The 21079-nt window shown below is 42.0% G+C and carries 22 protein-coding genes; all 22 read right to left on the bottom strand.

All coding sequences use genetic code 11. The features are described from left to right. Positions 1-68: 68 nt before the first annotated feature. The 22 genes from dapA to MHI20_RS02035 all read right to left on the bottom strand — a co-directional run bounded on the left by dapA (position 69) and on the right by MHI20_RS02035 (position 21040). Complete coding sequence (dapA, locus tag MHI20_RS02140) at positions 69-935, bottom strand: 4-hydroxy-tetrahydrodipicolinate synthase (protein WP_008344717.1); 867 nt, start codon at positions 933-935, stop codon at positions 69-71. Between the two features lie 30 nt (positions 936-965). Next, positions 966-2180, bottom strand: a complete 1215-nt coding sequence (dapG, locus tag MHI20_RS02135; RefSeq protein ID WP_019744173.1) for an aspartate kinase — start codon at positions 2178-2180, stop codon at positions 966-968. Positions 2181-2272: 92 nt separating this feature from the next. Continuing rightward, positions 2273-3292, bottom strand: a complete 1020-nt coding sequence (asd, locus tag MHI20_RS02130) for an aspartate-semialdehyde dehydrogenase (RefSeq protein WP_256689257.1) — start codon at positions 3290-3292, stop codon at positions 2273-2275. Positions 3293-3431: 139 nt separating this feature from the next. Then, complete coding sequence (gene dpaB / locus MHI20_RS02125; protein WP_017359064.1) at positions 3432-4025, bottom strand: dipicolinate synthase subunit B; 594 nt, start codon at positions 4023-4025, stop codon at positions 3432-3434. Continuing rightward, positions 4022-4924 (bottom strand): dipicolinic acid synthetase subunit A, encoded by a 903-nt coding sequence (gene dpaA / locus MHI20_RS02120; RefSeq protein ID WP_017359065.1) that lies wholly within the window; start codon positions 4922-4924, stop codon positions 4022-4024. The genes dpaB and dpaA overlap by 4 nt, the downstream gene beginning before the upstream one ends. Before the next feature lie 123 nt (positions 4925-5047). Then, positions 5048-5320, bottom strand: a complete 273-nt coding sequence (locus tag MHI20_RS02115) for a YlmC/YmxH family sporulation protein (RefSeq protein WP_008344726.1) — start codon at positions 5318-5320, stop codon at positions 5048-5050. 69 nt (positions 5321-5389) lie between these two features. Next, on the bottom strand, positions 5390-6310 hold the full coding sequence (locus MHI20_RS02110) for an aminoglycoside phosphotransferase family protein (RefSeq protein ID WP_024720373.1): 921 nt from the start codon (positions 6308-6310) through the stop codon (positions 5390-5392). A 73-nt stretch (positions 6311-6383) separates the two neighbouring features. After that, positions 6384-7613 carry a M16 family metallopeptidase gene (locus MHI20_RS02105; protein ID WP_007499520.1) on the bottom strand — a complete coding sequence of 410 codons (1230 nt, stop codon included), beginning with the start codon at positions 7611-7613 and terminating at the stop codon, positions 6384-6386. Positions 7614-7646: 33 nt separating this feature from the next. Beyond that, entirely contained in the window at positions 7647-8600 is a 954-nt protein-coding gene (locus MHI20_RS02100) for a polysaccharide deacetylase family protein (RefSeq protein WP_017359068.1), read from the bottom strand. Between the two features lie 125 nt (positions 8601-8725). Next, the gene (gene pnp / locus MHI20_RS02095) at positions 8726-10843 is read right to left on the bottom strand and encodes a polyribonucleotide nucleotidyltransferase (RefSeq protein ID WP_007499522.1); all 2118 of its coding nucleotides are present in this window, start codon (positions 10841-10843) and stop codon (positions 8726-8728) included. A 183-nt stretch (positions 10844-11026) separates the two neighbouring features. Further along, the gene (gene rpsO, locus MHI20_RS02090) at positions 11027-11296 is read right to left on the bottom strand and encodes a 30S ribosomal protein S15 (protein ID WP_008354438.1); all 270 of its coding nucleotides are present in this window, start codon (positions 11294-11296) and stop codon (positions 11027-11029) included. 155 nt (positions 11297-11451) lie between these two features. Next, entirely contained in the window at positions 11452-12402 is a 951-nt protein-coding gene (gene ribF, locus MHI20_RS02085; protein WP_017359069.1) for a bifunctional riboflavin kinase/FAD synthetase, read from the bottom strand. Between the two features lie 18 nt (positions 12403-12420). Next, positions 12421-13350 carry a tRNA pseudouridine(55) synthase TruB gene (truB, locus tag MHI20_RS02080; protein ID WP_024720372.1) on the bottom strand — a complete coding sequence of 310 codons (930 nt, stop codon included), beginning with the start codon at positions 13348-13350 and terminating at the stop codon, positions 12421-12423. A 68-nt stretch (positions 13351-13418) separates the two neighbouring features. Next, the gene (gene rbfA, locus MHI20_RS02075) at positions 13419-13769 is read right to left on the bottom strand and encodes a 30S ribosome-binding factor RbfA (RefSeq protein ID WP_007499525.1); all 351 of its coding nucleotides are present in this window, start codon (positions 13767-13769) and stop codon (positions 13419-13421) included. A 17-nt stretch (positions 13770-13786) separates the two neighbouring features. Next, positions 13787-14065 carry a DUF503 domain-containing protein gene (locus MHI20_RS02070; protein ID WP_017359071.1) on the bottom strand — a complete coding sequence of 93 codons (279 nt, stop codon included), beginning with the start codon at positions 14063-14065 and terminating at the stop codon, positions 13787-13789. Then, complete coding sequence (gene infB / locus MHI20_RS02065; RefSeq protein WP_007499526.1) at positions 14062-16182, bottom strand: translation initiation factor IF-2; 2121 nt, start codon at positions 16180-16182, stop codon at positions 14062-14064. The genes MHI20_RS02070 and infB overlap by 4 nt, the downstream gene beginning before the upstream one ends. A 19-nt stretch (positions 16183-16201) precedes the next feature. Then, positions 16202-16504: a YlxQ family RNA-binding protein gene (locus MHI20_RS02060; RefSeq protein WP_007499528.1), complete on the bottom strand. Its 303-nt coding sequence runs from the start codon at positions 16502-16504 to the stop codon at positions 16202-16204. Then, a complete protein-coding gene (gene rnpM, locus MHI20_RS02055; RefSeq protein WP_008344742.1) occupies positions 16497-16781 on the bottom strand; it encodes an RNase P modulator RnpM in 285 nt (94 codons plus the stop codon). The genes MHI20_RS02060 and rnpM overlap by 8 nt, the downstream gene beginning before the upstream one ends. 15 nt (positions 16782-16796) lie before the next feature. Then, entirely contained in the window at positions 16797-17912 is a 1116-nt protein-coding gene (gene nusA, locus MHI20_RS02050; RefSeq protein WP_007499530.1) for a transcription termination factor NusA, read from the bottom strand. A gap of 32 nt (positions 17913-17944) precedes the next feature. Next, positions 17945-18418, bottom strand: coding sequence for a ribosome maturation factor RimP (gene rimP, locus MHI20_RS02045; RefSeq protein WP_008344744.1), 474 nt, complete (start codon positions 18416-18418; stop codon positions 17945-17947). A gap of 241 nt (positions 18419-18659) precedes the next feature. Beyond that, positions 18660-19790, bottom strand: a complete 1131-nt coding sequence (locus MHI20_RS02040) for a glycoside hydrolase 5 family protein (RefSeq protein ID WP_168948683.1) — start codon at positions 19788-19790, stop codon at positions 18660-18662. 23 nt (positions 19791-19813) lie between these two features. Further along, entirely contained in the window at positions 19814-21040 is a 1227-nt protein-coding gene (locus MHI20_RS02035; protein WP_041507294.1) for an endo-1,4-beta-xylanase, read from the bottom strand. Positions 21041-21079 lie beyond the last annotated feature (39 nt).

The raw sequence follows: 21079 nt of genomic DNA, 5'->3' as shown, positions 1-21079 counted from the left end.
TTATGTATAAAAAACGGTCATACTCAGGGACATCTGAGAATGACCGCTTACGAATTTTTTTGTTTTGATCAGCTGTTTAATACGCTGCTTAGATTCAGTCTCTCTTCTTCTGATAAAGGTAAAAGCGGGAGTCGAACGGATCCGACATCTAATCCTTTCAGCTGAAGAGCTGTTTTGACAGGCGTTGGATTTGGCGCTGAGAACAGCTGGTTCATGATCGGCACCAGCTTTTGATGAATCAATGCCGCATTCGCTGTTTGTCCTGAAGCGTAGCTTTTTAGCATTTGCTGCATATCAAGGCCTACGATATGAGAAGCCACTGAGACGACTCCTTTTGCACCAACCGCAACCGCAGGAAGCGTTAAGCTGTCGTCACCAGAGTAAACGTCAAAATCTTCTGGTGTCTCTGCAATGATTTTTGTCATGGCATCTAGATCACCGCTTGCTTCTTTGATTGCGACAATGTTCGGTATTTGCGCAAGCTTAATCGTTGTTTCTGGTGCTAATGAAGCAACCGTTCTTCCTGGTACATTGTAAAGCATGACAGGAAGAGATGTAGACTCGGCAATTGCTTTAAAGTGTGCATACATGCCTTCCTGTGATGGCTTGTTGTAGTAAGGTACGACAAGCATCACTGCATCAACGCCCGCTTCTTCTGCTTTTTTCGTTAGTTTAATAGACGCATTTGTGTTATTACTGCCTGTTCCTGCAATGATTTTACAACGACCATTTGCTAATTTCACCGATTGCTGAAAAAGAGCGACTTTTTCTTCAGTCGATAAAGTTGGCGATTCGCCTGTTGTCCCTGCAACGACTAAAGAGTCACTGCCGTTTTTTAACAAGTAATCAATGAGAATTGATAGCTTTTGGAAATCAATGTTGCCCTTTTTATCAAAAGGTGTAATCATAGCTGTTGCGATATTTCCGAAATTCATTTTTTTCACCTCATCATGATTCAATCACATTTATCTTGAAAGTTCAAACACTTCATGAAGGGCATTAACAGCCGCTCTCATGTTTTCTTCGTTCACTAACACCCAAATCGTCGTATGACTGTCAGCGGACTGTAAGATCGGAATATTTTGCTCAGATAGTGCAGATACAATTTTAGATGTGACACCTGGTACACCCATAATGCCTGCTCCAACAGCTGATACCTTTGCACAGTTTGTCGTGACAATCGGCGTATAGCCCAGATCTTTTAGGATCGCCGTTGCCTTTTCAGTCATTGCACCTGTCACCGTATAGACGATTTCGCTCGGTGTAATGTTGAAGAAATCGACACTGATTTGGGCATTTGCCATTGCTTTAAAGACTTCTGTTTGTACGCTGTACTGTCCCTCTTTAGCTGGGACTTTGATTTGTGTGACATCATTGACATGTGCAATACCCGTAATCAGGCGGTCGTACACATCATGACTCATTTTATCTGAGTAGTGTGATGTCACGAGTGTGCCCTCATCATCAGAGTATGTTGAACGGACCCTCATTGGTACTTTTGCTTGCATGGCAATTTCAACAGCTCTAGGGTGAATGACTTTTGCCCCTTGGTATGCGAGGTTACAAATTTCTGTGTATGTCACGACTCTCAATGGTTTTGCATTTTCTACGATACGTGGATCTGCTGTCATGACCCCTTCTACATCTGTAAAAATATCGATGAAATCTGCCTGCAATGCAGCGCCTAACGCAGCAGCTGACGTATCACTGCCGCCTCGTCCGATTGTTGTCACGTCTCCATTTTTTGCAGCGCCTTGGAAACCAGCAACGACAACCACGTCATGCTCTGAAAGTGCCGCCTCAAGACGTTCACACTTCATGTCAATAATTTTCGCATTTGTATGTTCTTTATCTGTCACAAAGCCTGCCTGTGATCCTGTCATCGCAACAGCCTTTAGCCCGTTTTCATTCAGCATACTTGAAAAAACAACAGCTGAAATATTTTCTCCGCAAGACACGAGTAAATCTTTTTCTCGGTTTGTCATATGCTGCGCATTGCCGTAAAGCAGACCTAGCAGCGTATCTGTCGCATAAGGATCGCCTTTTCGTCCCATCGCAGACACGACAACGACCGATTTATAGCCTTTCTCTTTTGCAGATAGGATATGTGCAAGTGCCCTTTTTCTCCCTTGATCATCTTTGACAGATGTACCGCCAAATTTTTGGACAATTATTTTCACTGTTTTCACTCCAAGTTCATTCTGACGTAACAGAAGAGAGCAGGCGAAAGATGCCTAACTCTCTTCTATTCGTCCTCATCATCCATTGAATGTTAAACTAATTTTAATGCTCGTAAGCTTTCTGCAATTTGAACGGAGTTCCATGCAGCGCCTTTTAGCAGGTTATCAGATACAATCCACATATGGAAGCCATTTGGACGATCCAAATCCTTCCGAATGCGGCCGACAAATACGTCGTTTTTACCAACAGCATCTGCAGGCATTGGATAAATTTGCTGAGACGGATCATCTTGTAATGTGATGCCTGGTGCATCTTTTAGGATGGACTTGACGTCATCAACCGTTGCGTCATTTGATTCAAGTTCAACGTAAACCGATTCTGAATGACCCGTTTCAATTGGTAGTCTCACACATGTTGCCGCTACTTCTAGCTCTGGCAAGTGCATGATTTTTTTCGTTTCATTGATCATTTTCATTTCTTCAAATGTATAGCCATTGTCTTGGAATTTATCAATTTGCGGAATCGCATTAAAGGCAATTTGATAAGGCATGACTTCTGGTTTCACATCTTCTTTATTTAAAATGGCTTGCGACTGGCTGTACAGTTCGTCAATGGCTTCATGTCCTGCACCTGATACTGCTTGGTAAGTAGACACAATGACTTTTTTCATGCCATACGCTTGACGAAGCGGTTCTAGCGCCGCCACCATTTGAATCGTTGAACAGTTAGGGTTTGCAATGATCCCTTGATGGTCATGCAAATCTTTTTCGTTTACCTCTGGTACGACAAGAGGGGTATTTTCGTCCATACGAAAAGCACTTGTATTATCGACAACAATTGCACCTCGTTTGACCGCTTCAGGAGCTAGCGCTTTGGAAACATTTCCTCCCGCACTGAATAGTGCAATATTGACCCCTTCAAAACTTTCAGGTGTTGCTTCTTGAACGGTATACTCTTTACCTCTGAATGTCACTTTTGTTCCAGCAGAACGTTTTGAGGATAGTAGAGTAAGTGTATCCATTTCAAAATCTCTGTCAGCTAGTGTTTTTAACATTTGTTGACCGACAGCTCCAGTCGCTCCAACTACAGCTACATGCAATCCTCTTCCCATCAGTAAAACTCCTTCCGACCCATCCATGATTCTTTTCTTTCGGATGGCCATCCTATGACTTTTTACATTTTATTTTACCATAGAAAAGCAAGGCTTGAAGTACCTTTTTTGAATCTTTCATGATTTTCTAGTGAATCTATTATTCGTTTGATCCAATTAAAATGGGCTGAATTTGTCTATGCTGGAGCGCCTCTTCTACTGTTTTCGTCAGTAGATCCATATGCGCTACCATGGAAGTCGGTTTTTTGAATGGATCATCTTGGCCGAATGGAATAAAGAAAATGTTCTTTGTCGACATGAGTCTCATGAGATTTGTACCATTTAAACCTAATGCATCATTGGTGGAAATGCCTAAAACGACAGGGCGATGATTACGAATGGTCGCCTTAGCAGCCATTAAGACTGGACTGTCTGTCAGTGCATTTGCAAATTTCGCCATTGAATTGCCTGTTAAAGGCGCAATGACCATACAATCAAGTGGAAGTTTAGGTCCAAGCGGCTCTGCTTTGACGATTGAGTCAATCGCTTGAAATCCTGTCAGCTTCTCAATCCGCTCAATCCAGTCCGCTCCTTCTCCGAATCTCGTATTCGTATTTTGCACCGTATATGACACGACAGGACGCACTTCTGCCCCTTCTTTCACGAGTGATTCGATTTGCGGAAAAACGGCTTCGTACGTGCAGTGAGAACCTGTTAAACCAAAGCCGATTCTTTTCCCTTTTAGTGTAGTCATGATTCCATCCCCCTTTTTTCCTCCGCAAGTTCACATAAGAGCCCAGATAGCACTTTTGCAATGATCTGCCCGGCTGTCTTTGGTGCCACAATCCCTGGAAGTCCTGGTGCAAGAAGTGCCTTCACTCCATGCTTTTGTGCAAAATCAAAGTCTGTTCCACCTGGGCGGGAGGCGATATCCAAAATGAGTGTCTTTGGTGTCATGCTGACGATGACAGATGAATCTAATACTAAGCTTGGAATCGTATTGATGATGATGTCGACATCCGTTACTTCATCTTTTAAACGGTCCATTGAAAATGGATCAAGTCCCATCTCAAAGGCTCGCGCTAAATGGGCTGTATCCGCAGCACCAACTTTCACTTCCGCACCTAGCGCCCGAAATGTGCGGGCAATGGTGAGCCCTGTTCGACCAAGTCCGAGAACAGCGACATGTGACCCATGAATCGTATAGTCCGTTTGCTGAATGGCCATCATGATAATCCCTTCAACTGTTGGAATAGAGTTATATATGGCAATATCATCTCGCTCAAACAGCTTCACAAGCTTCCGGTTCACCTGCTTTGCCATATTGTCTAAGTACATATTAGAAATACCTGAGTACAAGGTACAATGTGCAGGGGTTCTTTCTAAATATTTAGCTTCTAGCACGACCTTCTCATTTGAAAAAACGGTGGCAACGACCCCTTCGTCTGTAGCACCTGATACCGGAAGGATCATACTATCCACTTGTTCAAAAGGAAGCTCTGACATTTTCAGCTTTTCAGCACCAATAAATCCATGATCCAGCTGATCAAATCCGACCAAAAACACTTTGGCATGCTGCTGTGACAGCTTGCGAATGATTTCAAGCTGCCTAGCATCTCCCCCGATCACCGCAACCGTTAAACCGCTCAACATACTGACCGTTCACCTTCTTTATTTAAAAAAGTCTGTAATATTTTCCGAATCTCCCTTTCAGCATATGAGGAGAGGATTCAGCCTGTGAACAAATCGGAGAGAGAAAAGAAAAAGAGCACCCTTTTATGATGGGTGCTCTTTTTCTCCGTGCGGCTGAAGTTCTTCAGGCACATCGAGAATGATCATATCTGATCCTATTTTTTGAATGTGATTCCACGGAACGCGGATGTCATTTCCTTGTTTTCGAAAGCCAAACCATTTGACGGAAGGTATGATGAGTGCTGTAATTTGACCGTCCTGTTCATTTATTTCAAGGTCGGTTTGTCCAAGCACGCCAAGCCGCTCCGCTCTTTTAATATCGACGATCTCTTTTCCTGACAGCTCACTCAGCCTCAAAATCGCATCACTCCCCTTCCATATCATATATGCAGCAGGGAGGGGGAATAGACCGTCCCGTTCTACACGTCACGAATGAAGCCAATCTGTATACCAAACTGGCGTCAGTTGAGTAAAACGCTTATGGTCTGTCAGCATTCTCTCCACTCGATTCACCATGTCTTTTACATGCCCCGGGTCATAGGATAACGTCCAAACAATAGAAGAAAAACAGCTCATGGCTGTATAGATGGAAAAAAGAAGCCAAAAATCATGTGTTGTCTGCGTACTTAAATAGGCATCCAATTGCCCGGCTGAAAATGGAATGCTTCTTTCTCGACTAAATAAAGACAGTTTATAAAAGTCATGAATCGGATCGCCCCAGTCGGATTGATCAAAGTCGATCGCCCCAGCATATTGATGACGCTGTATAATGATATTCCCTAAATGAAAATCATCATGCTGGAACTGGTTTGGCCTCCCTTTTACCGCATCAGCATGTGACTGAATAAAATCTAATACGAACTGATCATGGGAAAAGGTCACTCCGCTTGATTGATAGGCATGTACATACCGTTCATGTTTCGCTAATACCTTCTTATCCCAGGGGGCTGCATAAAAAGGGGCATCGCATGTATGCATGATACTCAAGTCTCTGCCTGCCCGCCTTCCGATTTCATACTGCTCTTCTTCTGTGAGCAGATGAATGGATGCTCTAGCAATCTCTCCTTCGATAAATGGAAAAATACGAAAGGTACAGTTTTGTTCAGCACTCACTCCGACCTCCATCACTTCAGAACAAATAACGCCTCGATTTTTTAACTTCTGCTGAATGGACGCTTTCTTTTTCAAACTGGAATATTTCTGAATGTCTGATAGCTTGAGTACTAGCTTTTCACTAGGCGTTATGACCAAAAAGGTGCGGTCTCCCGAAAATCCAGATGTCATCGGCTGGAAAGAGATGGCTTGTTTAAGAAGCGGAGATAGCTGTTTCAGTTTTTCGTGTTTCATGAACGCAGAGCCCCTTTCTTCTTGGTATACAATAAACGGCAGACCTCTTGAGAAGTCTGCCGTGTTGTTTACATTATGATGGCTGATCACCCGTTGGACTAATAAGCGAGAGGGCATAATCTTCTGTAAAGATTCTTTTCGATAAATTGTTCACGCCGTCTAATGAGACGCGATTGATTTCATCAATAATTTCATCAAGCGTACGATGTTTGCCAAGGAGTAATTCATTTTTACCATTTCGGCTCATCTTGCTGTTTGTGCTTTCAAGACTAAGCATGAGGTTGCCTTTCATTTGCTCCTTAGAGTTTTCAAGTTCTTTCTGCGTAATTCCCTCACGTTTTAAGACGTCTAATGTTTGTAAGATGGTTTCAGATAGCAGATTCAGCTGTTTCGCTCCAGTTCCACCATAGATCGTCAGCATTCCGTTATCTGCAAATGAACTATGATAGCTGAATACAGAATACGCAAGTCCTTTATCTTCTCTTACATCTTGGAACAACCGGCTGCTCATGCTACCGCCTAGAACATTATTTAAGACGATTAAGTCATAGATGCCCTGATCTCCAGCAGGAAGTCCGTTAAAGCCCATGCAAAGATGCGCCTGTTCTGTTTCCTTTTTGCGTGTCAGTTTGTCATAGTGGAATTGCGGTGCTTCGACAGGCTGCTTTTTCCCCTTTCCTTCGTACGAGCCAAATAATGTTTCGACCTCACGAATGAAGGTGTCATCGACGTTCCCTGCAACAGAGATGACGACGCGATCCGGCGTATAGAATTCGTCCATATATTTTCGAAGGGAATCACCGTTAAAAGTAGAGAGTGTTTCCTCTGTCCCTAAAATCGGATAACCTAATGAATGATCACCGTAAATGGCTTTGCTTAACAAATCATGAACGATGTCATCAGGAGTATCTTCATACATTTTAATTTCTTCATAGACCACATTTTTTTCTTTCTTCAGCTCTTCTTCGTCAAAAGCAGAGTTGAAAAACATGTCACTCAACACATCGAGGGCATACCCAGCATGTGAATCAAGTACCTTTGCATAATAGCAAGTATATTCTTTTGACGTAAAGGCATTCACTTGACCACCAATGCGGTCAAAGGATTCTGCGATATCACGTGCAGATCTCGTCTTTGTTCCTTTAAAGAACATATGCTCTAAAAAGTGTGAGATCCCATTTACTTCTGGTGTCTCATGTCTAGAACCTGTTCCAATCCAGACGCCAATTGCGACAGACCTTACAGTGGGATTGTTTTCAAGTACAATTCTTACTCCGTTTTGGCATGTATACGTTTTGACCAAGTTTTGCTCCTCCTATTCAACAAACAGATCGCATCACGGATGTCTTTTTTCACTTAGGAGGTCAGAAACCGTTCCTAATTCATATCCTCTTTCTTTGATTTGAGTGATAAGTGCGTCAAGACTTCTCGCTGTTGCGTCTGTTGGATGCATTAATATCATCGCCCCATTGTGAATTTTCCCAAGCACTCGTTTTTGTAATACAGCTGGTGATGGTTTTTGCCAGTCGATCGTGTCTACTGTCCACATAATGGTTTCCATTCCTTCTTGTTTCGCAAGCTTTACTGTTTCTTCTTTAAAGCTGCCACTTGGAGGCGCAAACCATATCGGTTTTTTCCCAAGGGATTCTTCAATTTGGCGATTTGTTTTAATCATCTGCTCTAATGCTCGTTCTCTTGTCAGTGTGCGCATATCCGGGTGATTGTATGAATGATTTCCAATTTCATGACCATCTGCCACGATTTTTTTAGCAAGGTCTGGACTGTTTTTCACCCATTTGCCTTCTAAGAAAAAGGTTGCCTTCACTTGATGCTTTTCTAGTGTATTCAACATCTTTGTTAAATGCTCGTCGCCCCAAGCTACATTGATCAGGAATGCATTCATCTTTTTGTCTGGATGTCCCTTATAGATAGGTTCAGCACCAAGTTCATGTAAATGGACAGATGGTTTTGTTTCTTTAAAAACAAGCAGCTTTTCATCGAAAGAGCCCTGTTTTTTCATTTTTTCGTAAGAAGCATCGATATCGACTGTCTGTCCATTTAAACCAGGCATCTTTTTCCACACTTTATCAATCTTAGCATTTTGCGGCTTCTCTTCATAGTCAGAAGACTTCGATTCGATCTCTTGATACAGAATATCTTTTGAAACAGATGCTACCTCGGCGTGCTCTTTCATTGAATTCATATATGTAACAGCAGCCGGCTGCTTCATCGTTTGATATGACACGAGCAGTAAAAATACAAACACAAAGAATGGTATCGTTTTTTTCAATGGTTGTCCCTCCCCTTTACCACAAATTATGATAGGGAGAAACAAGCTAGAACTATTGTTACGCACAAGAAAAGAAAGAAGCCTGGCACGGATACCTGGCTTCTAACACATTTTATTTGTTCTCATTAAGACTGCTTTTCTTCTTTTTCCTTTTCTTCACGTAAAACAGCTTTACGAGAAAGGTTCACACGGCCTTGTTTATCGATCTCAGTGACTTTAACGAGTAGCTCGTCACCAATCTTCACGACATCTTCTACTTTGCCAACACGTTCAAGTGCAAGCTCAGAAATATGAACAAGTCCATCTTTGCCGCTGAAGATTTCAAGGAAGGCACCGAATTTTTCAATACGTTTTACTTTACCTAAGTAAAGTTGGCCAACTTCAACTTCTCTGACAAGATCTTCAATGATTTTCTTCGCTTTTTGGTTCATGTCTTCTTCAGTAGAAGAGATAAAGATTGTACCGTCTTGTTCAATATCAATTTTCACACCGGTATCTTCAATGATTTTATTGATTTGTTTACCGCTTGGTCCAATGACATCGCGGATTTTATCTGGATTGATTGTCATCGTTAAGATTTTTGGTGCATAACGTGACAATTCTCCTCTAGAAGCTGGAATCGTTGACAGCATGCTATCTAAAATTTCCATTCTTCCTTTTTTCGCTTGTTGAAGTGCTTCTTCTAAAATGTCTTTTGATAGACCATCGATTTTAATGTCCATTTGAAGCGCTGTTACACCTTTAGATGTACCTGCTACTTTAAAGTCCATATCTCCAAGTGCATCTTCCATTCCTTGAATGTCTGTCAGCACTGTGTAGTATTCACCAGATTTAACAAGTCCCATTGCAATCCCTGCAACTGGTGCTTTAATTGGAACACCTGCATCCATCATCGCAAGTGTGCTCGCACAAATACTTGCTTGTGAAGTAGAACCATTTGATTCTAACACCTCAGACACAAGACGAACCGTATAAGGGAAATCTTTTTCAGATGGAATGACTGGCTCTAATGCACGTTCGCCTAGCGCACCATGTCCAATCTCACGACGGCCTGGACCACGCATTGGGCCGGTCTCACCAACACTGAATTGCGGGAAGTTATAATGGTGCATGAATCGCTTAGACTCTTCAACACCAAGACCATCAAGAATCTGTACATCACCAAGTGCACCTAATGTACAAATACTGAGTGCCTGTGTTTGGCCTCTTGTAAACAATCCTGAACCGTGCGTTCTTGGAAGAAGACCTACTTCTGAAGAAAGTGGACGGATTTGATCGACGCCGCGTCCATCTGGACGTACTTTCTCTTCAGTAATAAGGCGGCGAACTTCGTTTTTCACAAGCTTATTTAAGACATCCTTCGCTTGTTTAATCGTTGCTTCGTCACGCTCTTCTTCTTCAAATTTTTGAACAACAGCTTTTTTCACAGCACTGATGGCATCTTCACGAGCATGCTTCTCATGTACTTGAATCGCTTTCAGTAGATCCGCTTCAGCAAGTTGTTTTACTTCCTCTGCTAATGCTTGATCGACTTCATATAAAGGAATATCGATTTTTTCTTTACCGACAGCTTTCACAATTTCTTCTTGGAATTCGATTAAGCGTTTGATCTCTTGATGGCCGTACATGATGGCTTCAAGCATTGTTTCTTCTGGTACTTCATCAGCACCAGCCTCTACCATGTTGATTGCATCTTTTGTTCCAGCTACAACAAGGTTGATATCACTTTGTTCAAGCTGCTCAACATTTGGGTTGATGATGAGTTTTCCATCTACTCGTCCTACTGTCACGCCAGCGATTGGTCCCTCAAATGGAATGTCAGACACACATAAAGCTAAAGATGAGCCAAACATTGCAGCCATTTCAGATGAACAATCTTGATCCACACTCATGACAATACTAATGACTTGTACTTCATTTCTAAATCCGTCTGCAAATAGTGGACGGATCGGTCTGTCAATTAAGCGGCTCGCAAGGATTGCTTTTTCACTTGGGCGGCCTTCTCTTTTAATGAAACCACCAGGAATTTTACCAACTGCATATAATCTTTCTTCGTAGTTTACAGTGAGCGGGAAAAAATCAAGTGGTTTTGGTTCTTTAGAAGCTGTTGCTGAGCTAAGCACAGCCGTATCTCCGTAGCGTACGAGAACCGCTCCGTTTGCTTGCTTTGCAAGCTGGCCAGTTTCAACTGTCAGTTGACGTCCAGCCCAGTCTATGGTGAAGACTTGTTTCTCTTGTCCCATTCTGAGATAAACTCCTCTCTTGTCGTAAAGTTTTTAGGTTATTTCTTATTATGAACAAAATGATTTTCACATATCAATGTGAAAGCTGTATGTAGAAGGGTTTTTGCCATTCTTTCAACATTTTAACCATAAAATATTAGTGATTATACGATAAAAAAGCGGGAATCCTCCCGCTTTTTACGATTATCGACGTAAGCCTAGTTTGTTAATTAACTCACGGTAACGAGTTACGTCTTTATTACGTAGATACGTAAGAAGATTACGACGTCTACCTACCATTTTCAAAAGACCGCGACGTGAGTGGTGATCTTTCTTATGAGTACGTAAATGCTCGTTCAAGTTGTTAATTGATTCTGTTAGGACAGCGATCTGAACTTCTGGAGATCCAGTATCAGATTCGTGTGTTTTGAACTCATTAATTAATTGAGTTTTACGCTCTTGAGTAATAGCCATCCTGTTTCACCTCCAAATCATGTTAGCCCCATCTACCTCGCAACCGTCGGTGAAGTCGGCCTGCCAAGTAAGTGGTTTTAAAGCTACAGGAATTATCATACTAAAAATATGCCGATTTTGCAAATGATAGAGCGGTTTTTCTGCGATTTTTTTGTTTAATGAAGATGATCTTGAAAAAACTGAATCGCTTCTTCTTTATCTTGACTAATTTGAGCCGTTAATTCTTGGATACCGTTAAATTTTTGTTCACTGCGAATCCGTTTGTACCACTGTAATTTAATCGGTTCACCATAAATTTCTTCGTTAAAATCAAAAAGGTTCACTTCAATCGCAGGCTGATCAGGACGTTTTTCATAAAATGTTGGTTTGTAGCCAACGTTACAAACACCGTCATACACCTTGCCTTTCACTTCCGCTCTCACTGCATATACGCCTGTTGGCGGGATGATGTATTCAGCAGATAAACCAACATTGGCGGTTGGGAAGCCAATCGTGCGTCCTCGTTTATCTCCATGAATCACAATGCCGCGCAGCTGATACGGTTTCCCTAAAAGCTCACTCACATATTCAACGTCTCCATTTTTCAATGCGGAACGTATAAGGGTCGAGCTGACTTTCCGGTCTTGGTTGGAAAGCTTAGGTACAATGGTCGCAGCAATCCGCCCTTTCCCGTATTCGTCAAACGTTTCCATTGTGCCTGCACCAAACCGGCCGAAGGTAAAATCGAAACCAGCGACTGCATGCTTCACATTCAGTTCGTCCAAATATTGATCGACAAACTCTTGAGGAGACAGTGCTGCAAAGCTTTCGCTGAATTGCACAATGTATAAGTAGTCAGCACCTAATTGTTCGATAAAATCAATCTTATCCTCAAGCGGTGTGATTAAGTCTTTTGGTTCACGTGCTTTTTGCAGAACATGTGATGGATGCGGATGAAAAGTCATGACAGCTAGAGCTAAACCCTCTTTTTCCGCAATGTTTTTCGCTGCATCAATCACTTTTTGGTGTCCGAGGTGAACACCGTCAAAATACCCTAAAGCCATCACAGACGGGACTTGATCCTTTTGATTCAATGTATGTGGGTGTGAAATATGTATAGTCTTCACGAGATGGTCACCTTTTCTTTAAGATTGCTTGTCCTGTGATAAAATCTTCGCCGGCTTCATCAGGTTCTGTTTGGTCGGGTGCTTCATATAAATCGCCATACAACGGCCTGAAGGAGCAAAGACAGCGACACGATCTTCCTCTGCAAAATGAGCAAATTCATCAGGCATAGGTAGGACTGCACCGTTTTCCACTTTACTTGCTAATGTATCATTTATCTCCCATTTCGGCAAATGATTGAGCGCACGCTCGATCGGCACAAGATGTTCCTCAACCGTTCCTTCCTCGCTGATCTCCCGCAACTCATCAAGAGTGATACATTCATCTAACGTAAAGTCACCAGATCCTATGCGAATGAGGTGAGACATGTGGGCTGGAAACCCAAGTTTTTTTCCAATATCGACGGCTAACGTTCTCACATATGTGCCTTTTGAACACAGGACGGTGAATCTAAAGGATACCTTTCCATTTTCAAATGTGACAGGTGTTGTCCGCTCGATACGATGAATGGTAATTTCACGGCTTGGACGTTCAATTTCAATGCCTTGCCTTGCATATTCATAGAGCTTTTTTCCGCCAATTTTCACAGCAGAAAACATGGGGGGGATCTGTTCAATGGTTCCTTCAAATTGTTTCAACGCAGCATCAATGTCATCTTCTGACATCGGTACCGGCACCTTTTTTTCTTCTACTACTTCACCTGTTTGGTCTTCTGTCGTTGTAGAAAATCCAATGGTGATTTCCGCATCATACGTTTTCGATTTATCTGTTAAGTACTCCACAATTTTTGTCGCTCGTCCAATACAAATAGGCAGAACACCTGAAACCTCTGGATCGAGTGTCCCTGTATGTCCCACTTTTTTTGTGTGTAAAATCTTTCTCACTTTAAACACACAGTCGTGAGAGGTCATGCCTCTTTCTTTATGTAATAAAAGAACACCGTTTTGCACCTGCGTTCTCTCCTTTCATAAACGATGAAAAAGGACAGACGATCATCGCCTATCCTTATTTCAACGTCTTATTCGTGATCTTTTGTGTTTAGTTCAGCAATCAGGCTTTCAATTCGGTTACCGTAATCTACAGACTCATCGAATTCAAAGTGAAGCTCTGGTGTTTTGCGAAGTCTAATTCGATTGCCAATTTCAGAGCGGATATACCCTTTCGCCTTTGCAAGGCCTTTTAAGGTTTCCTCTCTTTTCTTCTCGTCGCCAAGAACAGAAATGTAGACTTTGGCAATTTGCAAATCACCGGATACTTCAACATCCGTTACAGTCAAAAAGCCGATTCTTGGATCTTTTAGCTTTCTGCCAAGGATGTCGCCTAATTCTTTTTTCATTTGCTCACCCACACGGGTTGCTCTCATACTCATGATCTTATCACCTCTAGTTAAAACCACTCAGTTTTCGTGATCGTTCGTTCAATTTCCGGAAAAGAATCAATAAAGCTTAACACACGCTGAAGTTCCTTTTCCACTTGAACCCGGGAGGAGGAAATAACGGCGATTCCGATCGAAGTACGCTGCCATGTATCCTGATAGTCCATTTCAGCAATGGTCACATTGAATTTATGGCGCGTTCTTGTCATGATACGCTGCAGAACCGCACGTTTTTCCTTCAGTGAGGATGCATCATAGATCATACACTCACACTCGGTATAACCGATCATTTTCTTTCGATTTCTTGCATAACGAATGATTCCATGACATCACCTTCACGGATATCATTGTATTTCTTAATGGTAATACCACATTCGTAGCCTTGTGAAACTTCTTTCACATCGTCTTTGAATCGTTTTAATACGTCGACTTCACCTTCAAAGATGACAACGCCATCACGAATTAAGCGGATACCACTGTCTCTAGTAATGGTACCTTCAGTGACATAGCCACCAGCAATTGTACCGATTTTAGATACTTTGAACGTTTGACGAACTTCAACTTGACCGATGACTTTTTCTTCATATTCAGGGTCAAGCATCCCTTTCATCGCAGCTTCAATTTCATCGATGACTTTGTAGATGATGCGGTGTAAGCGGATATCTACGTTTTCTGTTTCAGCTGTGCTCTTCGCATTGCCATCAGGACGTACGTTAAATCCAATCACAATCGCATTAGAAGCACTTGCTAAAATGATATCAGATTCTGTAATCGCTCCAACACCCGTATGGATGATTTTCACTTTGACGCCTTCTACTTCAATTTTTTGAAGAGCTGCCGTCAGTGCTTCAGCAGAACCTTGTACGTCTGCTTTTACGATTAAGTTGATATCTTTCACATCACCTTGTTTGATTTGCTCAAATAGGTCATCGAGAGATAATTTCGCTTTGTCTGAACGCTGTTCATCAAGTTGTTTAGATGCACGCGCCTCACCAACTTGACGAGCTGTTTTTTCATCTTTGAATACGAGGAACTGATCCCCTGCATGCGGTACATCATTTAAACCAGTGATTTCAACAGGTGTAGATGGTCCTGCAGTTTTCACGCGGCGTCCGATGTCATTGACCATTGCACGTACACGGCCAAATGTATTTCCGACAACGATTGGGTCACCTACTTGAAGTGTACCAGTTTGAACGAGAAGGGTTGCAACAGAACCTCTTCCTTTATCAAGCTCAGCCTCGATCACAGTTCCTTTTGCCGCACGATTTGGGTTGGCTTTTAGTTCTGCTACTTCGCTGACAAGAAGGATCATTTCGATCAATTCGTCAATGCCTTCACCTGTTTTCGCAGATAGTGGAACGAAAATCGTTTCGCCGCCCCAAGCTTCTGGTACAAGACCATGCTCAGTTAACTCCTGCATCACACGATCAGGGTTCGCTGTTGGTTTGTCAATTTTATTGACAGCCACAATGATTGGCACCTCTGCCGCTTTTGCGTGGTTGATTGCTTCAATCGTTTGCGGCATGACACCGTCATCTGCTGCAACGACCAAGATCGTCGTATCTGTTACTTCAGCACCACGTGCTCGCATCGTAGTGAAAGCTGCGTGTCCTGGTGTATCAAGGAACGTGATTTTCTTGCCGTTTTCTTCAATTTGGTATGCACCAATATGCTGCGTAATTCCACCCGCTTCGCCTTCAACAACTTTCGTTTTACGAATGCTGTCAAGAAGCGTTGTTTTCCCGTGGTCAACGTGTCCCATGATCGTTACTACTGGAGGGCGTACTTGCATATCTTCTTCTTTATCTTCAACTTCATACTTTTCAAGTTCAGTTTCTTCTAAAATGATCACTTCTTCTACTGGAACACCATATTCAGAAGCAATTAATTCGACTGTATCTTTGTCGAGCTCTTGGTTGATCGTAGCCATGACACCAAGCATCATCAGTTTTTTGATGATTTCAGCAGTTTCTTTGCCAAGCTCGTCAGCAAGCTGGCCGACTGTCATTGAATTTGTAAATTCAATTTTTTCAGGAAGCTCTTTTTTCGGCTTCACAGGTCTTGCTTGCTGATGCTGCGCCTTGTTGTTGCCGCCACGTTTATTTTTGTTTTTGTTTTGGTTGTTGTTTTTTTTGTTTTTATTAAATTGATTATTCTGCACGTCATTCTTCTTTCTATCATTGTTTTTGTTAGATGATTGTTTTTTTTGTTCTGCGGGTTTCTCGTTAGCTGTCTCTTTTGCTTTGGCTTTTTTATAGATAGCGTCTAGCTTTTTCACAGTGTCGTCTTCAAGCGTCGCCATGTGGTTGTTCACTTCCACGTTCATATCCTTAAGCGCTGCTATAATATCTTTACTTGAAACATCTATGGCTTTTGCGTATTCATATACTCTCACTTTAGCCATTCGTTCACCCCCAAATAAATTAATCGAGCAAGCTTATGAGCTTCTTAGCGAAGCCTTGGTCAGTGACAGCGACAACTACGCGAGCTTCCTTCCCAATAGAACGTCCGAGAACGGAACGGTCTTCAACTTTTCTAACCGGAACATTGTAAAATTTGCATTTGTCAGATACCTTTTTCTCTGTGTTGGATGAGGCATCTGCTGCAAGAAGAACCAGCTTAGCACGCGCATGTCTAATTTCTTTGATCACCAGATCTTCTCCTGACACGACTTTACGAGCTCGATTTGCTAGACCAAGCAAAGGATACCATTCAGATTCAGTCATTAGGTTTTTTCACCTTTTCAGCTAGTTCTAGTAATTCTTCAAAAATGTGTTCGTCAATCTGTGTCTGAAATTGCTGCTGTAAACTACGTTTGTTCTTCGCCGCAAGAATGGTTTCTTTATCGAGAGAAAGGTAAGCGCCGCGCCCGTTCATTTTTCCGGTTGCGTCAACAGACACTTCACCTTCTTTTGAACGAACAACGCGAATCAGTTCTTTCTTTGGTTTCATTTCTCCCGTCACGACGCATTTTCTAAGCGGGATTTTTTTTCGGCTTTTCACCTTTTATATCACCTCTTATTCGTCAGATTCCTCAGCTACTGGTTCAGCCTCTAAGAAAAGAGATTCAGAGTCTTCAGTTCTTGGGAAAATACCGAGTTCTCTTGCATCTGTTTCGCTTTTAATGTCAATCTTCCAGCTCGTTAGTTTCGCTGCAAGACGCGCATTTTGACCTCTTTTGCCAATGGCTAATGACAGCTGATAATCAGGGACAATGACAGTTGTCGCCTTATCTTCTTCATTTACAATGACATCAAGAACTTTTGATGGACTTAACGCATTGGCAACAAATTCAACCGGGTCATTAGACCAATGGACAATGTCAATTTTTTCGCCTTTCAGCTCATTGACAATTGCTTGTACACGCTGACCTTTAGGTCCAACACAAGAACCAACTGGATCAACATCAGGATCATCTGTACGAACAGATATTTTAGAACGGTCCCCAGCTTCTCTAGCGACAGATTTAAGCTCTACAGTACCATCATAAATTTCTGGGACTTCGATTTCAAATAAACGCTTTAAAAGACCTGGGTGTGTTCTTGATACATAAATTTGTGGTCCTTTTGTTGTTTTTTCTACTTTCGTAATGAACACTTTAATGCGGTCATGTGGTTTGTAGTCCTCATTTGGCATTTGTTCATTGACCGGAAGAAGGGCTTCGATTTTGCCAAGTGACACGTAAATGAATTTACTGTCAATTCGCTGAACGATTCCCGTCATGATGTCTTCCTCACGATCGATAAACTCAGTGTAAATCACACCTCGCTCTGCTTCTCTCACTCGCTGCGTCACGACTTGTTTCGCTGTCTGAGCTGCAATGCGTCCGAAATCTTTTGGTGTGACTTCAATTTCAACCACGTCACCAACCATGTAATTCGGGTTGATATTTGCTGCATCATCTACAGAGATTTCAAGGCGAGAATCATACACTTCATCTACAACATCTTTTCTTGCGAATACGCGAATCGTTCCCGTTTCACGGTTTAAATCAACACGCACATTTTGTGCTTGGTTAAAATTACGCTTGTATGCAGAAATGAGTGCAGCTTCTATCGCTTCAATAATAATTTCTTTACTAATGCCCTTCTCTTTCTCAAGAACAGTCAGGGCATCTAACAACTCACTACTCATTTTTATGGTTCCCCCTTATATCAATGAAAAGGTTAATTGAACGAAACTGCTAATCTTGCGTTAGCAATTTTTTCGTATGGAATATTGATCTCTTTCTTTCTTGTCTTGATCTTCACTGTCACTGTTGCAATCTCACCATCAAAGCTTGTAAGCTCACCTTCAAATGCCTTTTCACCATCAATTGGTTCGTATGTTTTCATGAAAACATTTTTTCCAAGTGCTTTTTCAAAATCAGCTTTTTTCTTTAATGGGCGCTCCGCTCCAGGAGAGGACACTTCAAGAAAGTAGTTTTGGCTAATTGGATCTGCCTCATCAAGCTTTTCGCTCAAGGCTTCGCTCACTTTGGCACACTCCTCGATATCGACGCCTTTGTCAGAGTCAATAAATACGCGAAGGAACCAGTTTTGACCCTCTTTGACAAATTCAACATCAACGAGTTCAAGCTGTAAGCCATCTAAAATTGGCTGTACCATGTCGCTTACGATGTCCACTACTTTTTTGCTCATTCTCTTCCTCCTTGTGCTTTCGATAAACGCTCTTATCAATCATTCTGCATAAAAACCCTGCTTTATTGTGAGCAGGGGGAGCAGAAAACGGATGAATAATGTCGAGACAAAAATTGCCTGTTCAATACAAAAGAGCGGGTTTCCCCACTCTTGTCTCGGTAATCGTTAGCATTTCCATAAAAACTATACCATATCCAATTTTTTTATGCAAATGAAGTTCCTTATAAACAGGCATTCTTCATCAGTTCTTTTCATTCATTCTTTTGGCGTGTTCACGAATGATTCCTGCCTCCCGGCTCTCCTTTAAAACTCGAAAACCGTCATAATCCGGGTAGAGGGAATCATCGTCTTGAATGCTTGTTAAAATCCAAAATTGGCTACCTGCGCCTCCGAGCTGTTCAATTGTCTTCAGCCAGCTATCATATACATCAGGACGGGCTGCTTGATTTTGATAGCCAAACTCTTCTAATACAACAGGTTTGCCAATTGCGTTTCCTCGGGTGATATGATCTTTTATCCATTTCACTCCCCATGCAGCAGACTGATTCCAGTGATCAGGGTATAAATGATAGGTTCCATAATCAATATGAGGGAGAGCAGTCAAACGATCCCAATCAACACCTTCTCCCCCACTGTAAAACCAATCGTCATGACCTGTCATGCGAAAGAACCCTTCGTCTCCTACTGCAACAAGGTGATTCGAGTCAATTGATTTGATCCATGCACTCATTTCATCTGCCCAGTTTACTAGTATATCTCCCGAAGGGTCTGACTGAGCGCGCGGCTCATTGGCGAGCTCCCATGTCATAATAGCAGGATCATCTTTATATTGAACACCTGAGTACGTATTGGTTCTCTCTAATACATAGCGCACATAGTTTTTGTAAGCTGTTTTAATCCGAGAATCTGTATAAAAGTGATCATGTGATCCTGCCTGAAACCACTTCACATATTGATTCATCCCGCCAAAGTCATCCCAATTGTTCACGAGCGGGATGACCAGCTTGATTCCTTCCTGCCCTGCTTTATAAATCGCATAGTCTAGTTTTTGAAAACCGGATTCTTCATAAACACCTGGACGAGATTGTAAGACTGAGTTTTCTTGAGGGGTACCATCGTGAAATCCCCAAATACGAATAACTTTTAAATCCATTGCCTTCATATCGTCAAAAACAGCATCTACCATCTTTTTTGATTTGTAATGGAAATAATAATTATTTGTGCCAGCAAAGTAAAATGGGTGGTTGTTCAATACAAAATGTGTACCAGATGTTTGCACATAGGAGGAGGCCTTTACAGTCAGAGTGAACCAACCCGCCCATAAAGTGATCAGCAGCATAAAACAAGCCACCCGTTGAACCCATTTTTTCATTCCATTCTCCTCCTCACAATCTCTTATTCTACTGGTACGATGATATCTAGTTGAAGCGGTGTTTGTTTAGTTGAATCAAGTTCAATCGTCTGCTGCTGCAACATTTTACTTTCTTCACCAATTCGAACCTCATACGTCCCGTGAAACGCTGGACATGTCACTTGGCCATTCGCATCTGTTTTTTCCACTCTTTGTGTCGTCCACTCCTGTAGAAGCTTTTCATAACGCCTGCCTGCTTCATTTAACGACCAATCATGATTCACGATGGCTGCGTGCTCACCTCTCCAATGAGCACCCGCCCAAAATCCCCACATCAGCACACCTTTTACGGCTGGATGACTAAAGGCAACCCGATATAAAGCTTCTAAGTTATCCGCTCGTCTATTGGCATCCGGATGAACAGAGTCATACTCTGTCACCCATATCGGTAGACCAAGCTCAGCAAGCACATCTAGTCTTTGTTTTACAACGACTGGATCCACTCGATCTTCAAAGTGACCTTGAACTCCAATGGCCTCAACTGGTGCCCCCAACTGACGAAGTTCATTGATATGTGCTTTATATGCGTGATGTTCGCCGTATGAGATTACATTATAATCATTGACAAACAGCAAGGCTTGAGGATCAATTTTTTTCGTTTCTTCATACATCCATTTCCAAATCTGTTTCCCAAACCGGTCTTTAAAAAATGAACCATGCATCATTTCGTTGTTTACATCCCAATGACGGAATTTCCCTTTGAAATGATTGCCTGCATGCTCAAGCCGCCTTTTCATGGCTTCATATACTTCATGATTCGGTAATGATTTCAGCCAGTTTGGATTGGCATCCTCTACCTCCCAAAATAAGGCGTGCCCCCTCACTGGAATTTGGTGTCTATTGGCAAAATTCAGCATGGCATCTGCTTTTTCGTAGGTTATTTTCCCTCTTTCAGGCTCATTTGCATACCATTTTGCCTCATTTTCAAACACAGCCCAATTAAAATGTTGAACAAAAAAATCAGCATACGTTTGATTGAATAGTACTTGGTCATTCATTGCTGAACCAAATGCAAATTCATGTCTGATTTGTTTTATTTCTACCTCTATTCCTGCAACTGGCTTTTGTTCCTTATTGATGACGTTTATGACAAGCTCTCTTTGTCTATGTTGTAAGATTCGATTATTTGCTTCTTTTCTCCAGCTTTGATTTTCTTGTTCCTGTGATCCGCCATTCGATGAATGATTCATAAATTCTTTCTTATTAACCATGATGACATCACCTTTGCTTTCATTTCATTTATCTTATTA

Source organism: Bacillus sp. FSL K6-1106 (assembly GCF_038005245.1).
GTDB classification, from domain to species: Bacteria; Bacillota; Bacilli; order Bacillales; family Bacillaceae; genus Bacillus; species Bacillus altitudinis.
Note: the sequence above shows the minus strand (reverse complement) of the source record. Positions and strands in the feature narration are given on the sequence as shown.

What these genes read in the sequence shown, in the direction of transcription:
- dapA (WP_008344717.1), bottom strand. Translation starts at nt 935, where the DNA reads ATGAATTTCGGAAATATCGCAACAGCTATGATTACACCTTTTGATAAA.
- asd (WP_256689257.1), bottom strand. Translation starts at nt 3,292, where the DNA reads ATGGGAAGAGGATTGCATGTAGCTGTAGTTGGAGCGACTGGAGCTGTC.
- dpaB (WP_017359064.1), bottom strand. Translation starts at nt 4,025, where the DNA reads ATGACTACACTAAAAGGGAAAAGAATCGGCTTTGGTTTAACAGGTTCT.
- dpaA (WP_017359065.1), bottom strand. Translation starts at nt 4,924, where the DNA reads ATGTTGAGCGGTTTAACGGTTGCGGTGATCGGGGGAGATGCTAGGCAG.
- MHI20_RS02110 (WP_024720373.1), bottom strand. Translation starts at nt 6,310, where the DNA reads ATGAAACACGAAAAACTGAAACAGCTATCTCCGCTTCTTAAACAAGCC.
- pnp (WP_007499522.1), bottom strand. Translation starts at nt 10,843, where the DNA reads ATGGGACAAGAGAAACAAGTCTTCACCATAGACTGGGCTGGACGTCAA.
- rpsO (WP_008354438.1), bottom strand. Translation starts at nt 11,296, where the DNA reads ATGGCTATTACTCAAGAGCGTAAAACTCAATTAATTAATGAGTTCAAA.
- rbfA (WP_007499525.1), bottom strand. Translation starts at nt 13,769, where the DNA reads ATGAGTATGAGAGCAACCCGTGTGGGTGAGCAAATGAAAAAAGAATTA.
- MHI20_RS02070 (WP_017359071.1), bottom strand. Translation starts at nt 14,065, where the DNA reads ATGATCGGTTATACCGAGTGTGAGTGTATGATCTATGATGCATCCTCA.
- infB (WP_007499526.1), bottom strand. Translation starts at nt 16,182, where the DNA reads ATGGCTAAAGTGAGAGTATATGAATACGCAAAAGCCATAGATGTTTCA.
- MHI20_RS02060 (WP_007499528.1), bottom strand. Translation starts at nt 16,504, where the DNA reads ATGACTGAATCTGAATGGTATCCTTTGCTTGGTCTAGCAAATCGAGCT.
- nusA (WP_007499530.1), bottom strand. Translation starts at nt 17,912, where the DNA reads ATGAGTAGTGAGTTGTTAGATGCCCTGACTGTTCTTGAGAAAGAGAAG.
- rimP (WP_008344744.1), bottom strand. Translation starts at nt 18,418, where the DNA reads ATGAGCAAAAAAGTAGTGGACATCGTAAGCGACATGGTACAGCCAATT.
- MHI20_RS02040 (WP_168948683.1), bottom strand. Translation starts at nt 19,790, where the DNA reads ATGAAAAAATGGGTTCAACGGGTGGCTTGTTTTATGCTGCTGATCACT.
- MHI20_RS02035 (WP_041507294.1), bottom strand. Translation starts at nt 21,040, where the DNA reads ATGGTTAATAAGAAAGAATTTATGAATCATTCATCGAATGGCGGATCA.